Origin of the sequence: Halobacterium sp. KA-6, from assembly GCF_021029015.1 — an archaeon.
In the GTDB taxonomy this organism is placed as follows: Archaea; Halobacteriota; Halobacteria; order Halobacteriales; family Halobacteriaceae; genus Halobacterium.
The window spans coordinates 17,427-33,100 of the sequence record NZ_JAJJZH010000015.1; the positions used below are offsets into that span (position 1 = coordinate 17,427).

Sequence of the window (15,674 nt, forward strand, 5' to 3'; positions counted from 1 at the left end):
TTAGGTAGATGATCCCGGATCAAATTCTCATCTCTCTGGCGTACGATCTCGGGACCGGTGTCGTGAGTCGTATTCGTGATGACCACGCCTGCCAGCAGGCGGTTGAGAGCGCGGCTGAAACGACAGCTGCCGAGGTTGACGGCATCACCAACGCAGATTTGCTTGATATCTTCGCGGCTGAACTTGACGGAGACGCGCTGGCGACCATCGACACTTCAGCTGCACGTTCAGATCTTGCGTACGCTCTAGAGGTACGAGCTAACACGACTAGTGATATTTCGTATGAGGCTGTGCTCGATTCGTTCCTCCAGGCCGTCGAGTCGAATTTGATCGAAACCGGTCAGCCCGAGGTTGTCTCGCGTATCCTCTATGAGTACGTGAGAGAGACGAACACGTTGGCAGAAACGGTCGAAGCTGAAATACAGCGCCATCACGAACGCTATCACCAAGATCTCGAAGCACTTTCTCGGTGGAGTGACCGGCTAGCCCCCGACCGCTCAAGCTACCGGCTTCCGGGAACTGACACACATGTTGAGATTACCGGAACCGATGCTATCAACTCGGCTGTGGAGAATGGAGAGAACGTCTTAGTCACGGGACCGGCAGGCGTCGGGAAATCTGGCGTTTTGGCCGAACGTTACCATGAAGGGACAGATCAGGCCCCTGTGTACTTTCTCGACGCGCGGGAGTTTGGCCAATTCGACTCGATTACCGCTGTAGAGCGCGAGTTAGGCGTGCAGACCAGTCTCCGTGAAGTATTCGGTGAACTTGCTACTCAGTACGACCGGTGTACGCTCTTAGTCGATCAGCTCGACAATATCCGGACTGAACCTGTTGCAACCGTCTTCCGAAATCTCTTACTGGATTTAGCCGAAGTTGACGGGCTCACCGTCATTTGTGCCTGCAGAAGTTGGGACCTCAACCAGCCAGCATACGAACGCTTAGCAGAGGCGAACAGGTACCAGAAAGTGACGCTGGAACCCCTCGCAGAACCACGAGTCCAGTCGCTCCTCACGGACATCGGTATTGATAGCACTGAACAGACACAAGAAGTCGTAGAATTATGTCAGAGCTTACTGAATCTCTCGCTCTTGGCGGACATACGTGCCTCAGAGGAGAATTTCGATACGAGCGAGCTTACTTCGCAAATCGAACTTTGGGACGCCTACCGTGCATCGCTTGATCGGGAGGGGAGTCGGACAAGTGGAACTGTCCCGCAGACTTGGGATGCAAGTCCTGTCGAGCGTGCGGTCGCCCACGCTAGATCATCGCTCCGGAACGGTACTACCACCTTCACAGTTGACGACCGAGACCCAGGCGATCAACGCCTTATCAGCCGTGGAGCAATTATCGAAGACTGGAAGCGACGCTATCAGTTCCGGCATGACCAACTACAGTCGTACTTCTACGCATGGGATGCCAACGAGCGCGGCTGGAGCATCAATCAAATTCTCGCGGACGACATTGACGAACGCGTCGCCGCCGATGTCTTCGATTGGCTGTTACAGTTCTACAGCGAGGATCCAGCTAAGTGCACGTCTTTAATCCGCGACGGTCTCGGGTCTGACTCGCCGCTTGGCTTCTACGCTCGCTATGTCCTTGCCGCATCAGCCCGGGATCTCGGCCCAAACCGCTTGCCCGAGGAAACAGTCACAGCTATTGTCGACACTCTCCAAACAGATGGGGCACTCGCTCGTGAGTTCTACCGCGATCTTACCTCACCAGACTGGGCGCGCTACTTAGTTAACGAGCATCGGCTGGCTGACTCCGGTCAGTTCGCCGCCAGTTACGTTGCAGGTCTCGCCGATGATCACCCCGACCTTTTGCTTGAAGCGCTTGCTGTTGATGAAACACCGTCCCGAAGCCATCTTAGAGCATACCTCCCAGCTACTGAGGCGCTCGATGAACGCCACCTCGTGGCCTTCACCAATCACTTAGTCGAGCACCTTCGGTCCGTAGAACCCGACACAATTCAGCGGTTAGAACGGGATCTACGCGGTATAGTTGAAGAGCTGCTGACGGTCAACCGTGCAGAGCCTGCACGGAAATTGATCGCAGTCTTGATTGAGCCGACAGGGCGAGAGGCGGAAGAGCGGGAGGTTGCAGGCCACACTACTGTCGACGTAACTATCGGGACCCGAGTGAGGCCACAGGCACTGCAGTCGCTATTCGACGAGCAAGGTGAAGCACTAATCGAAACCTGTGGTTCGTCTCTCGTTTCGGTTCTCGATGACCATTTACGGACGTGCTTGAATCATTTAGCGACGGATTACGCAGGTGACGTAGCTCCTGAGCGGGCGATGCGCAGACAGACAGCACTGATGTTGACGAATCCAACTCGTATTGAAGCCGTCCTGCTTGGAGCACTGGAATCATCGCTCAAACGCCTCCTCACAACGGATCCAGCCGCTGCACGCGAATACCTTCAAGACTACCGGTCAGAAGGCGGTGTATTCAGGCGAATCGCGTTGGCTGTACTCGCGTCCGCTCCCCGCAGCGCCAAAGACCAAGTCCGCGAAATCTTGACAGAACCTGCGAACGTCGATGACGACGTTATTGCGACCGAGTTCACCACCCTCCTTGGCGCAGGGTTCGATGTGTTGTCTGCTGACGAACAGACGACTCTACTGGACCGTATCCTAGCTGGGCCAGACGAGGACGCGATCCGTGAGGCAGTTAGTGAACACCCTGATGTTGAATCCGATGACGAACTTGATCGCACGGTTCGCGTTCGCGTCGAGCGCTGGCAACTCCGCCGACTATATCAAATCCGTGACGATATCGAGGAGCCGTATCGATCCACGGTCGAACAGCTAATTGACCGCCACGGCCATATCGAGTATAGTCCGGAGTCGGGCTACCATATCCCGATGTCGAATGAAAACGAGCAATACGAAACGATCCTGGATGTTACCAGCCTAGACGCCGACGCGTTCGTCACAGCCTGTATCGAACACGCTAGACCGTACCAGCCTGACACCGAACAAGAGAGATTTACGACTGGGCCACGGGCTCGACTTGAAGAAGCGCTTTACGACCGGATTCGTAACGCCCCAGATGCCCATCTTCCGTTCTTCTCACAGCTGGTCGAGACGAGAGATGAGGTATTCGTCGAGAGGGCCGTCGCCGCACTCCGATCACTCATTACGAACGTGGATTACGAGGACACGACAATTGACGACTGGCACCCCGTCGTTGAAGGCTTGGTAGTGTTTTGCAAACCCAACTCACTCAAGAGAGCCTGGCCGCGAGACTGTCGGCAAAGTGTGGCAGAACTCCTCCATATAATAATCGGTCACGAACGCAGCACACTTCCAGTTGCCGAGCATCAAACCGACTTAGCGACCGTGCTCGCAGCCCTCCTTGACGACCCAGACCCTGACGGGCCGACCGACACCTGGAACAGCCCCATCGGAAACGATCGCACTGTGTACGTTAACGGAGTTCGCGCAACAGGCGTCGTCGCTACCTCGTACTTTCTTCGAATTCTCCACAGCGAGCCAGACCATCACGATCATCAAGATCTGTGGCAACGACTCGCAGAACTCCGATCGGATCCCTCACGCCCAGTTCGGTTCGCCTTCGGGAAACGACTCACAGACCTGTACGCGCTGGATAAGTCGTTCGTCACGTCTCACCTCGATACGTTACTCCCAGAAGGCGAGGACCGAGAGACACTCTCGCGGTTCACGGCAGTTTGGGAAGGATACCTTACGACCCGGCGACTCCATCCCGAACTTTTCGAAGCACTTCGATCAAAGTATAACCATGCCATCGACATCCACAAGCGATCCGTAGAGGACGAAATCGAAGATCAGGACACTAGTGATGATGCAGAATCCGATATTGAATCCGAGTCGCCCTTAACCGGCCTTCACGGCGATATTGGCCCGATGCCGACTCAAGCAACCTACGATGCACGGGCCTTCGAGCCACTTTGTGAGCACCTCGCATGTGCCTACGCTGAATCCTGCCTAAATTTAGCTGACGACCTCATCCAGGCTGTTTTGACTGTTGATCCACCCGACCTATCGGTAGAGGATCCACCCTCCGCAGATCGCGTGTTCGCTGATACCTTCTCCGATCTCTTAGCGAACGCTGGAACCCCTGAATCCGAAGAACAGTACTGGGAGCGGACAACAGCGTTCTGGACCGAGCGTTTAGAAGAGACGGACGACACCGTCCCGACTGCGCTTGGCCAGTACGCGGACGTCTTAGCAAATGCACCACCCACTGCGTCGCTTGACGGAGTGGTCGAACTACTCGTTAAAACCGCACCCGCAACCACAGATTCACTCCGTTCCCGCCGTGTATTAGAATTCTTAGCTACTGAAGTCGAAAATGGAGGAGAACAGGCGGCAAGTGACGCGATGACCGTCTTAGGTGCACTAGTTGATTACACGGACCAGCCCTACCGATTCACCGCCTCTGACGAGCGCTGGACAATCGTCACTAAAGCAGCAGCGGCAGGTGATGAACGAGCACTTCGAATTGCAGAGCAGTTCTTCCAGGAAGGAGAATCAGAGTATGAACGGGTTATTGAGCGCCACAAGACCAATTCTGGCTCGGCCTGACTGAGGCTGAAAACCGCTATGTCTGCTAGTTCAGTGCAGTCGTTCTAAATGACGCCGCGACCACACTGCCTCCCGCTAGCAGCTTGTTCTCCATCGCCTTCTCGTGGATCGGCATGTCGGCGTACTCCTCGCGGAACGCATCGAGGTTCTGGTCGTCGTTCTGCTGGAGTGGGTTTGCGTACTCCTGGGCAGGGTTCGTGAACCGGTCGGTCGTGACGACCATCCCGCGTTTGGGGCCGTCGAAGTCGAAGGTCGCGATCGCCGAGTGGAGCTTCTGGACGACCGGCAGTCCGACCGTCCCCGTGTGCTTGCACTCGACGATGATCGCACGCCGCGTGCCGTCGACGACCTCCTCCATGATGACGTCGCGACCCTCGTCGGCGGTGCGGTCGGCCTGGCGGACGTTCTCGTAGCCGAGGTTCCGGAACACGTCCTCCATCACGTCCTCGAACTCGAACCCCGAGAGATCGTCCAGTACAGCCGTCCTCAATTATGTGGACAGTACGTTGCAGCTGCCAAATACGTTGCCGAACGCTACGCCGTCCTGTTTGTTGAACCCCTGAGAGGGGTGCGGGGGTCACCGAACCGCCCGCGAACAACGAATGAACGGGAATGTACCTGTAGCAAGTTCGGAATCGGTTCCAGAAGCATCGCCCAAACAGTCCCACCGAGACACAGTCGAATACGTCGGCTTCCGCGTCGACGGCCAAGCCGTCGTCCTGAACCTCTCGGAGCATCGGCGACTCTCCCTCGCACGCAGTCTGGGCCTGGTCAACCACAGTTCGCGTATCCAACCGAAGCTACTTACGTGATACAAGCGTATCACAGTATATGAGCACTGACAGCGACGCCGGCGGCGACGGTGAAATGGAGAAGATCAACGTCCGGGTGCCCCAGTCGCTGCTGGCTCAGGTCGACGACGTCTGGGAGGAGCGTGGCTACGCGAACAAATCCGAGTTCATCCGCGACGCGCTTCGGGACGCTGTCAACCCGCCAACGCAGCTGTCCGAGGAAGCGCTGGCGCATCTGGCCGAGAGCCGCAAGCAGCGGGAGCAGGGTGAGACGGTGTCGCAGGACGACGTGAAGGATCGGCTGGGCATCGATGACTGAGGTCGAGTGGACACCGAAAGCACTTGATTTGCTGGAGGGACTCGAATCGGAAGCCCAAGAGCGGTTGGTGAAGAAACTCGACGAGGCGAAAGACTGGACCTCTCATCGTCTCGAAAAGCTCACCGGGTATCCGTACTACAAGCTTCGTGCTGGCGACTACCGTGCGATCATCACGTGGGACCGGGATGAGGATGTCCTGATAGTTGAGGCGGTCGGGCATCGCCGGAATATCTACGACCGTCACCTCCCACCGTAACACACGGTGTCTACAGATCTGCGCGGGTCGGTGACGAACCCGGTCTGAAATTCAAGTACGATTCCGGTCGGTAGTGTTTGTTGCCCCCGAGAGGGGTGCGGGGGAATTCACTCCCCCGTAACCGAGCCATGACCGACTCAGAGTACCCCTGGCGAGACGAATCGCGCCTCTACGAACTCTACTGGGAACAGGAGTTGAGCACGGTCGCGATCGCGGACAAACTGGGATGTACACAACAGACGGTCTGGAAGTGGATGCAGCGATTGGACATCCCACGTCGAGACGCACGAGAAGCGGCCCCGAACCAGCGACGGCATCCCGCCGTATTCACCGACCGTGGCTACGTCATCTGCGCCTCGAACTATCGTGGGACGACGGACTCCGTCGGTATCCACCGGCTCGTAATGGTGGCAGAGCGCGGGTTCGACGCCGTCGCGGACAAGCACGTTCATCATAAGAATGGCGTCCGGTGGGACAACAGACCGGAGAACCTCGAACTCCTCAGTCGGGCCGAACACGCCGAACGACACGGCTTCGGGTCCGAGATTAAACCAACAGACCACGAGTGGGACGTGTCCAATCGCGAGCGGGACGAACGGGGGCGATTCAAATGACGACGGCGTACGTCGGCCGACGTCGACGAGGAGATCTGGTTGTCACTCGTCGTCCCGAGGACACAGAGCTCACATCCGACCGTAGTCTCGAACTTGTCAATCACAGTCCCAGCGGCTTCGAGGTCGGGTATCGAGGCAGTGGGCCCGCCCAGCTCGCGTGCGCGCTCCTTCTCGACTACTACGACGATGAGCAGCTCGCCCGTGAGCACTACATCGCGTTCCGGAATCAGGTGGTCTCACAGCTGGAGTGCGACGGTGCAGCGGCGTGCTGGCACCTCACTGGCGAGGAGATCGACGCCGCGATGGCGACCCTTACCGACGACGTCGTCGCCCTCGCCGACGGTGGACGGCCGTCACCGACGCTCCCCGAGAACTGGCGAGCCGTCTCTCGCCCGGACCGGCGGGTCTTCCAGCGCGCTGATCGCGACCACTACATCGTACTCGGGGATGGGAGCGAGGAGTGGCTGGTCGTACTCTGCAGCCAGGGCGACCGTGCATATCCTGCCCCGCTCGCACATCGGACGGTTGCCGAGGATGCTGACGTAGAACGGGTAATTCAGGAACTCGCCGAAGAGAGCAACGACCTCATCGAACCCCCGGGAGCACTGATGGAGACGCTTCGACTGGCGCGAGCCACTCACCAGCTCCTCGAACGTGGTGTCGAGGCGCTCGAGAAAATCGGGCGTGAACTGGAGCGGTACAACGACCGACAGGAGCGCACCGACGACACCGACTCGTGACCCCAACACAGTAACCGTCAGAATTACCAGACTGTTCTGGTAATCAAATAGCAATCTAATATGGAGATCCCCACGGACCGTTCCGAATACCTACCCGATTTTCCTTTCAAAGCGACACGGGCCATCCTCGTCATCCTCGGAGTATGTCTACTTGTCTATTCAGTTCCTGTCACAGGAGCGTTCGACCAAGTCGATCCTGTAACGCGTTCAACGACAGTGCCGCTAGAGTATACGACTACAGGTGGTGAAACGGAGTACGGCGCTTTCGATATCCAAATCACGACTCCAACAACTGGCATTGCCACAAACGGAAGCGTCCGGATACGGATGCAGACCGGTTGGGGGAATCCATATGCCAACACAGAGAGCCCACCAAGGGCGCCACTTGAGGTCGCCGTTGTCGCCGCACCTACATCTTGGCGGCCCGAACGGGCGGCTAGAGAGGGGACAGTCCTCTTTGCGAACAGTTCCACATACGACCAAGGAGAATATGCGACGTTCGAACGAGTTCTAGACTTGCCAGCGTCAATCGCACCGAACGGGATTGGACCTACGGAGGCGACGTTATACTATTACGCGGCGTCAAATGCCGGAACCACTCGTTTTGAAACACTTCGGACCTACACCGTCTATCGACCATTCTGGGAACGGCCACGGGCATGGGGATTGTTCGCCGCAATAGTTCTCTTAGGTACAACACTACCGACGTTCAGCCAGCCGGTTCGTAATCGTCTCGCTGAACCGGTGAAAAGCTACGCTGATCGACAATGGCGCCAAGATCTCTGTTCAAGAGCACAGACGCTCGACAACGAGTTCGACATAGATGCTTCAGCCGAGGGAGAATCACCAGTTGTACAGTCTATTCAAACAGCCCAACGTGAGAATCTCCAGGATTGGAGCCAACGGCTTGAACAGTTCGCGGTATTGAACCAAACGCTCTCGAGATTATCCTTTGGGGAGTTACCGGTTACAAGAACAGAGGTTCAATCACTCGCAGCCCAGACGTGGACTGACAACGATACCGCAACCGCAAACGATCTAAATGACGTGCTTACGGGGATTGACAGTGGCTTTGATGTTAGAATTCGTGGCCAAAGCTATGATGGAGCCAAGCTGCTTGACAAACCCCTTGCTAACTTCCCATCCTCGAAAGACGACCAGCTTGAACAGGCTGCTACAGAGATTAATCGATTTGAGGAAGCACGAACCACCGTCGAACGATGGAGTCAGCCCAGTAGTAATCCGCCAGATTCGGGGAAAAGTAAGCTGGCTGTTCGTGTCGATAGCCAAGTGGTTGAGCCAACAGCGATCTGGGAACGTCTTGATACCATCTTGACTGTAGGAACTCTCAATCAATTCTGCGAGCAAGCAAAGGCGGTTGAAGATTTCGCAGCCCAGACCGAACCACTTCGAAGCAACAGTGGGTCGTCTCATCCCTTATCAGCTGGCCAAGCCCAGGCGACAACTATCGAGAACGCCCGTAATGCGGTTCAGGAAGCAGATATAGATGGCATCGAGAAGGCGATGGTGAAGGCCGAAGCGTGGGTCGCCGAGCAGGAATTAGCAGAGACGTTCACAACTACTGACCTGACGCACAGTTCTATCGATCCGACTGAGGTGCAGAATCGTCTCGACCAAGCCCGCGCCACTGACGACTACACTCACATCAAATCTATCAGAGATGAAGTAATGGCTCAACTTGATTCGACGTGGCAGCCATCGGATCTGCTTTCGTTAACGCCAACGCAGTTTGAAGAGGTTCTGGGGCAGCTCTATCAAAAGAAAGGATACGACGTCCAAGTTACACAGCAATCGGGAGATCGGGGAATTGACGCTATTGCACGTAAGGGCCAGCGAACAATCGCTATTCAGGCCAAACGCTACGATCCTAATGGAGCTGGCAACGTGTCTGGTCCAGAAGTCCGAAACGCAATCGGCTCGACAGTACAAGAGGGCGCAGATGTCTGTGTTGTCGCAACATCGTCTGGATTTACGCAGGACGCGAGGCGAGCTGCTATGGAAACAGAGGGTGTAGAGGTACAGCTACTATCCGGACGTGATGTAATACAAAAACTCTCAGAGAGTCAAATTCCAAATCCGACGTAATTTCTCTCTTTTTGGGAAGAGGAGAGTATCTGATCGAGCCTATTGTTCCAAATACTATAGTAACAGCTGGAAGCTGACAGCGACGACGATTCACAAGGTTCGTTAGGCGGCGAGCGAGCGCTGGCAAGTATTGAGCGTGTCAGCGACGAGCTGCGGGAGAAAGTCGAGCGGGTCGAAGAGCGAGAGGGTACACTCCGAGATCGGTTCCCAGACGCGATGGCTTGACGCCGCGTCGGCGACGTAGTCATCTGTTCTGTCTTTCTCGCCCTCGACGGGTGGAGGGCTATAGAGATGGAACAATCCACGATCAGCGACGGGAGTGACGACGAATTCCCACCCGAAATGCGTCTCGAAGCATCGAATTACCGACTGGTCGAGGCCGGTATCGTGACGATTCCCGATATGGAGACTCTTCAGGAGTGTGTCGCCTACGAGAACACCCACCAGAACCGAACGCAGAGTCTGCGTCGCCTCCAGTGGAAAGCCGAAGAGTTGTGTGAGAGTGAGGAGTAGCGACTGTCTTAACCAACACACTCCACGTGGGTTTCCCTATTGTTGGTTAACTGCCTGAGTCTCGGTTTTTCGGGCCTCTGAGAGGGTGCGGGGCAGCCAGCAGCGGCCTCGCGAGCCCAGTCGTTACCGATGCCCGAGAGAGCAACAGGGAGCAGACACTAGAACGGACATTCAAATGCCAAGCCGGGACCAACTCGAGTGACTCAATCGTCTCACAAATCATGGGAAGGAAACTGTATTCGGACGAAGAACTACTCAATCGCCTCAAGCAATTCGCCTCAGAGCTAGGTCGACCCCCATCACAGAGTGAGATGAATGCGTCCGGCCCTCATGCCGCAAAGACATACGCGGACCGGTTCGGCTCGTGGAATGAAGCGCTCAAGACTGCCGGACTTGAGACGGGGACAAACGAACCAAACGGAAGACCAGCGATACCGAAAGACGAGCTCCTTGCCGACCTCAAATCAGTTTCCGAAACGGTTGGAGAGGCACCATCTGAGCGCTGTTACAACGATCACGGGGAGTATTCCGTGAAAACATACTGCAAGCGATTCGGTGGGTGGAATTCGGCTCTTCAGGCGGCTGGCCTTGAATCCAAAGTCGAACTGAGCCTCTCGGAAGAGACGCTGATTACTGCTTTACAAGAGTTCGCTGAGGAACTGGGTCGACCACCCACAACAGACGAGATGGATAGAGATGGGCCGTACACAACGGGCCCGTACAAGAGGGCCTTCGGAAATTGGAACCAAGCTCTTCGACGGGCAGGAATGGAAATTTACTATCCACGGGACGTGAGTGTGGAAGATCTGCTATCTGAACTCCAGAGATTGGCTCAAGAACTGGGTCACGTCCCCCGGCAAGATGAAATGAGAGATCGGGGGAAATGGAGCGAATCGATTTACAAAAAGGAATTTGGCTCTTGGAACGAGGCTTTGGCAGCTGCTGGCTTCGAGGCGAATGACCGGTGGCGAATTCCACGGGAGGAGTTATTAGCCGAACTACGAGCCCTCGCGGAAGAATTGGGCCATCCTCCGACGACAAGTGAGATGCTTGGACAGGGAAAATTCACGACTCAGCCGTATCAGCGTATATTCGGTACGTGGCGGACAGCCCTTCAAGCAGCCGATCCGGACTATTTAGAGAACTACCGCCAATCTGATACCGAAACAATTCCGTTTGGCTCGAACTGGGCACAGATTCGCAAGGAGATCATTGCTCGTGATAACGAATCCTGTCTTCGCTGCGGTATGAGTCGCGAAACGCATCGAGAACAGTTCGGGCGTGACCTCCCGGTTCACCATCGGATACCACGACGCCGATTCTATAATGATCCAAATCGGACGGTTGAGGATGCAAATGACCCAGGCAACCTACTAACGCTCTGCATTCCATGTCATCGACGTCTCGAACGCCTTCCGGTCCAGCCAGTCATTAAGAGATATTGAGAGTACCATCAAACGGTTCACGTACCCGTCTCGAACGTTGACTGATGCAGCCGGTTGTATTCGGTCGGTGCTTTTACCGGACAAGGGCGTGACTTGACATCATGATTGATATAACAGATATAGAAGTCAGTACCGCGCTTAATAGTGGAGATCAACTTCTCAAGGTAGAGTCCGACATTGGTACTGACCAGACAGAGTCTTTCTTTTTTCGCCGTCCATTAGGAACAAATACTTGGTTTTTCCTCGCAGGTCGAGGACGTAAAGGAGACATCGACAGAGACGCTAATTCAACCCCACAGGTAATTGATAATCTTGAGCAGGAATTGGTTGATCAGGGGTGGCCGATTCGCCCCATCAATAATAGTTCAAACACACCAACTACCGGATCTGTTGAGGTCCAGTTTTCAGGGACGACGTTCCACAGATATCCGCTTTTTTCCGATGATGCTTCTGTCGTAGTTGCTAAGAAAGGCGACATCGACGATGCCGAGGTCGATGCCATGGTTGAAGTCAAATACTCAAACGAGGAGTACGAATATGTTGTCCACGTAAGCGACGGTGATCTTCCCGATGACTGGGTTTTGGAGGACTTAGTGATCTGGGCCGATGCGATAGAGCTTGGCGACACCTACCACGCACATGAGAATCTGCGTAACCCTGAATCGATAACCGTCTCTAGGTGATTTTCTGGAACTTTCGATGCTGCCAACAAGTTCAAAACGAATCGCCGGGGAGCAGAGCGTCTACCTCCCGCCGGCGTGACTTCGCGACCTGTTTTTCGTGCCCCCGAGAGGGCGAGGGCTCCTTCGAGAGCCCTCAGAGGTGACTTCCAGTGAGTCAACAACAGCGTCCCGACAACGTCTCGATCGACGAGATCCCGGTCGATATCGACAACACGCAATCAGCGGAGGTCGATTCCGCCGACGTCCCCGACGAAATCGAATCCATCACCCGTGGGCTCGCCGGTGAGCAGCCGCCGACGAATCCCATAGTGGTTCTCAAGGCGGCCCGGTGGTGGTACATTCACGGCAAGGGCGGCACGGATCCCGCCTTCCAGTGGGCCATCGAGTGGGCGCGTCATCTTGCGACCGACACGCCCAGTGACGTCGAGCGGTTCGACGAGTTCCTCGAGTACCTCGTCACGGTCGGCTTTGCAGACGAACGCCACGAGCTCCGCTGACCGACAGAGCGGTTTTTTGAACGCCCCTGAGGGGTGCGGCGCGGTCTAAACAGACGCAGTCGCCGTGAACTCGATTCCGTGCACACAATGGCTACGACCAGTGACTCGTCGGTCTCCTTCGACCAGACCGACACGCGATCCGACGAGATGAACAGTACCATCGAACAGTGGATCGACGACCTCGTCGCCGGCGTCGACGACGCGCAAGCCAGCGCAGAGTTCCAGGAGTGGCTCGACGTCCAGAGTCGGTTCCACGACTACTCCTACCGGAACACGCTCCTCATCAAGCGGCAGTGTCCCGAGGCAACCCGCGTGGCTGGCTACCGGACGTGGCAGGAGGAGTTCGACCGTCACGTCAAAGCGGGTGAGTCGGCCATCTGGATCTGGGCGCCAATCATCGCGAAACAGTGCCCGGAGTGCGAGAACTCGCCGAGCTACCACGAGGACAGCGATTGTGAGTACGACGAGACGCCGCCCGAAGAGTGGTCCGAGGGGCTGGTCGGGTTCAAGCCCGCGCCGGTGTTCGACATCTCCCAGACCGAGGGCGAGCCGCTTCCCGACCTGGACACAGAAGCAACCGGGGACGCCGGCGACCTCGTCGAGCAGTTGACTGCCGCCGCTGACGACCTCGGCGTGACGGTGCGGATCGTTCCCGACGAAGACTGGACCCACGGCGAGGCGAAAGGCATCTGCGAGCAGCTGAGCCTCGTCGACGTCCAGCCGCTCGTCGAGGTGCGTGATCGGGCGAACGAGGCCGACCTCGCGCGAACGCTGATTCACGAGTACGCCCACGCTCTGCTCCACTTCGACGTCGACGACGACACCGAGCGGGCGAAACGCGAAGTCGAGGCCGAAGCCGTCGCGTACGTCGTCGGGCGCTACTGCGGGCTCGACACGAGCGGCTCGGCATTCTACCTCGCTGCGTGGGAGTCGGACGATTCCGAGGTCGTTCGCGAGCGGCTCGGACGGATCAGTCGGACGGCAGAGGAACTCATCGACGTCCTCAATATCTAAGCCATCAGTTGAGGGGCTCCGGTCGCAGCGTCAATCTTGCCGTTAATCGTGGGACCGAGCGTGTCCAGTTGGGTGTCGTCGCCATACACTTGCGATCAGTCCGGAGCCGACGACCCCGATGAACGAGAATGCAAGGACCGTCGTGAGGACGTTCGGATTTGAGAACCCGGTCGTCGCGATGAACAGCGCAATCGCCGCATTTCGAGCGGCAGTCGTCGTTGCTAACACTTCCCGAGTCCCTCGTGTTGGGCCGCCGAGCCAGTATCCAAGCACCAACGATGCACCCACAGCGACTGCCGAGAGCCCGAGGGTTCCCGTTCCGACGAGGGAAACCATACTGCCGCTGTAGACTACTAGCAGGACCACAATTAACCCGACGAACGTGTAGTCAGAGAGTCGCTGCGTCAGTGGATACAGACGGTCTACAAGCGACGGGAGAGCGAACGACATCCCCAGACCAAGCAGTAGCGGGACCAGCTGGATACCCAGAACCATCCGCCCGATGGCGAGGGGATCGACAGCGACGTCGCCAGGGAGTAACAGCAATAAGGAGATGGGGATGGTGACCACCGAGAGAATACAGAGAATCGCCATGAGCCCGCTCGCGAATGCGACGTCGCTATCTGAGATTTCTGCGAGTTTCGGGCCGAACGGAGCGCCGGGCGAGACTGCGAGTAACACAATACCGGCTGCGAAGCCGGTCTCCACAGAGAACGTTCGAACGAGGAGAAAGGCGATCAACGGAACCGCAATGAGGTTCACCAGCAAGGATTTCGCCAGCAGTCGCCGCCTCCGAAGCGCGTCAACGAGCTGGCTGACCGAGAGCTTCACTCCCATCGAGAACATCGTCGAAAGCACGAAAACTGTCGTGACGAACTCAACGACTACCTCTCCAGATATCTCTACCATTCCCTTGAGCTCTTGTACGAAATTCCGTGTTTCGTCCCTTTCTTTACTGCGGTTTCAAACGGTGTCGTCCGACGATGCTGCCATCCTACCCGACGACAACCACGCAAAGAGCGTGGTGAGGATCCCGGACGTGTATTTTCGGAAGATGGCATCTAATTCAGCGCACCGGTTCCCCAGCCGACGACCACCCTATTGTTGGTCGGGTCGACTAGTCGAGAGAGGTTGCTGCATCCAGCGTCAATTACGTCAACATCATCGCTGCCGTCATATAGCCGAGAGCCAATACGGCTGTGAGCGGTTCCTACAATCAACGAGAGGGGCTGGAACGACCACCACACCAGTCCGCCGATTGGGTCCAAGAGAGTTCCTCCAAGCGGTTCATAAGTCCTGCAGCTGTCGTCGTTCCGGAAATGGGCTTCCAGTCACTCCTCAAGTCGACGCCGGCGCTTTTCGAATTCCTCCTCGGAGAGCTCTCCACGGGCATACCGTGACCGGAGCGTCGAGAGTGCAGCATCCGCCTGGTTTCGTTCGTCGACCGGAGAACGCCGATGGACGAGCACACCATAGGCGACAAGAGCGACCAGACTCAGTAGGACGACCGACCAGACGAGTGGCCACCAGATGAAGCCACCCATGCCGCTTCCCATCCCGCCCATCCCACCGGAACCGCCGCCGTGCTGGGCGGTCGCGATACTCGAGAAGGGTACTATAAGCGCAGCTGCAAAAACGCCGCGAGCCACGGCAGACCTGAATGGAGGAGTACTCATGGATTTCTCAGGTGGTTACGCGGTCGCGGTTACCGTCGATTCGTCTGCGTCTTGACGTGTCTCGAGGAACTCCTCGGCGTCGAGGGCAGCCATGCTCCCGGTGCCCGCAGACGTGATCGCCTGTCGGTAGCGGGGGTCAGCAACGTCGCCAGCAGCGAACACCCCATCGACGGCCGTCCGAGCGGTGGGCCGCCCAGCGTCGTCGGTCTCCGTGAAGAGGTAGCCGTCCTCGTCCCGCTCAACGCCGGTCCCCTCGAGGAACTGCGTGTTCGGCGTGTGACCCACGGCGTAGAACACGCCGCCCACGTCGACCGTTTCTCGCTCGACGTCGACACCGGACTCGCCTTTCTCTCTGGGATGGGAGACGAGCGTGGCGCCGGTAACGCCGTCCGCTTGGGAGCCGTGGATGGCTTCGAGTTCTGTGTTCCAGCGGAACTGGACGTCCT

At 56.9% G+C, this 15,674-nt stretch carries 13 protein-coding genes and 2 pseudogenes; 11 read left to right on the forward strand and 4 right to left on the reverse strand.

What is annotated here, in order from left to right; genetic code table 11:
- Nucleotides 1–8 precede the first annotated feature (8 nt).
- Nucleotides 9–4,574, forward strand: a complete 4,566-nt coding sequence (locus LPA46_RS17630; RefSeq protein ID WP_230893651.1) for a hypothetical protein — start codon at nucleotides 9–11, stop codon at nucleotides 4,572–4,574.
- Between the two features lie 151 nt (nucleotides 4,575–4,725).
- On the opposite strand, the pseudogene LPA46_RS17635 reads toward LPA46_RS17630, so the two are convergent.
- Nucleotides 4,726–5,064, reverse strand: a pseudogene (locus tag LPA46_RS17635) (restriction endonuclease); the annotation flags it as partial.
- A gap of 341 nt (nucleotides 5,065–5,405) precedes the next feature.
- Here LPA46_RS17635 and LPA46_RS17640 point away from each other — a divergent pair.
- The 10 genes and pseudogenes from LPA46_RS17640 (at nucleotide 5,406) to LPA46_RS17685 (ending at nucleotide 13,552) form a co-directional block, all read left to right on the forward strand.
- On the forward strand, nucleotides 5,406–5,684 hold the full coding sequence (locus LPA46_RS17640; RefSeq protein WP_089649942.1) for a ribbon-helix-helix domain-containing protein: 279 nt from the start codon (nucleotides 5,406–5,408) through the stop codon (nucleotides 5,682–5,684).
- Complete coding sequence (locus LPA46_RS17645) at nucleotides 5,677–5,940, forward strand: type II toxin-antitoxin system RelE family toxin (protein ID WP_058984726.1); 264 nt, start codon at nucleotides 5,677–5,679, stop codon at nucleotides 5,938–5,940. Before LPA46_RS17640 ends, LPA46_RS17645 begins: the two co-directional genes overlap by 8 nt.
- Before the next feature lie 128 nt (nucleotides 5,941–6,068).
- Complete coding sequence (locus LPA46_RS17650) at nucleotides 6,069–6,554, forward strand: HNH endonuclease signature motif containing protein (RefSeq protein ID WP_230893652.1); 486 nt, start codon at nucleotides 6,069–6,071, stop codon at nucleotides 6,552–6,554.
- Nucleotides 6,551–7,153: pseudogene (locus LPA46_RS19310) on the forward strand (DUF6166 domain-containing protein); the annotation flags it as partial. The gene LPA46_RS17650 and the pseudogene LPA46_RS19310, both read left to right, overlap by 4 nt.
- A 657-nt stretch (nucleotides 7,154–7,810) precedes the next feature.
- Nucleotides 7,811–9,400 (forward strand): restriction endonuclease, encoded by a 1,590-nt coding sequence (locus tag LPA46_RS17660; RefSeq protein WP_230893653.1) that lies wholly within the window; start codon nucleotides 7,811–7,813, stop codon nucleotides 9,398–9,400.
- 291 nt (nucleotides 9,401–9,691) lie between these two features.
- A complete protein-coding gene (locus LPA46_RS17665) occupies nucleotides 9,692–9,913 on the forward strand; it encodes a hypothetical protein (protein WP_230893654.1) in 222 nt (73 codons plus the stop codon).
- A gap of 221 nt (nucleotides 9,914–10,134) precedes the next feature.
- Nucleotides 10,135–11,358, forward strand: a complete 1,224-nt coding sequence (locus LPA46_RS17670) for a homing endonuclease associated repeat-containing protein (RefSeq protein WP_230893655.1) — start codon at nucleotides 10,135–10,137, stop codon at nucleotides 11,356–11,358.
- 101 nt (nucleotides 11,359–11,459) lie between these two features.
- On the forward strand, nucleotides 11,460–12,041 hold the full coding sequence (locus LPA46_RS17675) for a hypothetical protein (RefSeq protein WP_230893656.1): 582 nt from the start codon (nucleotides 11,460–11,462) through the stop codon (nucleotides 12,039–12,041).
- A 149-nt stretch (nucleotides 12,042–12,190) separates the two neighbouring features.
- Nucleotides 12,191–12,538, forward strand: coding sequence for a hypothetical protein (locus LPA46_RS17680; protein ID WP_115821801.1), 348 nt, complete (start codon nucleotides 12,191–12,193; stop codon nucleotides 12,536–12,538).
- Between the two features lie 87 nt (nucleotides 12,539–12,625).
- Nucleotides 12,626–13,552, forward strand: a complete 927-nt coding sequence (locus LPA46_RS17685; RefSeq protein ID WP_230893657.1) for an ArdC-like ssDNA-binding domain-containing protein — start codon at nucleotides 12,626–12,628, stop codon at nucleotides 13,550–13,552.
- 42 nt (nucleotides 13,553–13,594) lie between these two features.
- On the opposite strand, the gene LPA46_RS17690 is transcribed toward LPA46_RS17685, so the two are convergent.
- The 3 genes from LPA46_RS17690 to LPA46_RS17700 all read right to left on the reverse strand — a co-directional run.
- Nucleotides 13,595–14,461: a bile acid:sodium symporter family protein gene (locus LPA46_RS17690; protein WP_230893658.1), complete on the reverse strand. Its 867-nt coding sequence runs from the start codon at nucleotides 14,459–14,461 to the stop codon at nucleotides 13,595–13,597.
- A gap of 422 nt (nucleotides 14,462–14,883) precedes the next feature.
- Nucleotides 14,884–15,201: an SHOCT domain-containing protein gene (locus LPA46_RS17695; RefSeq protein ID WP_230893659.1), complete on the reverse strand. Its 318-nt coding sequence runs from the start codon at nucleotides 15,199–15,201 to the stop codon at nucleotides 14,884–14,886.
- A 42-nt stretch (nucleotides 15,202–15,243) separates the two neighbouring features.
- A partial coding sequence (locus tag LPA46_RS17700) for an NAD(P)/FAD-dependent oxidoreductase (protein WP_230893660.1) occupies nucleotides 15,244–15,674 on the reverse strand: 431 nt, incomplete at its 5' end.

Coding starts and splice junctions, on each gene's coding strand:
- LPA46_RS17675 (WP_230893656.1), top strand. CDS start 11,460: ATGATTGATATAACAGATATAGAAGTCAGTACCGCGCTTAATAGTGGA.
- LPA46_RS17690 (WP_230893658.1), bottom strand. CDS start 14,461: ATGGTAGAGATATCTGGAGAGGTAGTCGTTGAGTTCGTCACGACAGTT.
- LPA46_RS17645 (WP_058984726.1), top strand. CDS start 5,677: ATGACTGAGGTCGAGTGGACACCGAAAGCACTTGATTTGCTGGAGGGA.
- LPA46_RS17685 (WP_230893657.1), top strand. CDS start 12,626: ATGGCTACGACCAGTGACTCGTCGGTCTCCTTCGACCAGACCGACACG.
- LPA46_RS17640 (WP_089649942.1), top strand. CDS start 5,406: ATGAGCACTGACAGCGACGCCGGCGGCGACGGTGAAATGGAGAAGATC.
- LPA46_RS17650 (WP_230893652.1), top strand. CDS start 6,069: ATGACCGACTCAGAGTACCCCTGGCGAGACGAATCGCGCCTCTACGAA.
- LPA46_RS17665 (WP_230893654.1), top strand. CDS start 9,692: ATGGAACAATCCACGATCAGCGACGGGAGTGACGACGAATTCCCACCC.
- LPA46_RS17670 (WP_230893655.1), top strand. CDS start 10,135: ATGGGAAGGAAACTGTATTCGGACGAAGAACTACTCAATCGCCTCAAG.
- LPA46_RS17630 (WP_230893651.1), top strand. CDS start 9: ATGATCCCGGATCAAATTCTCATCTCTCTGGCGTACGATCTCGGGACC.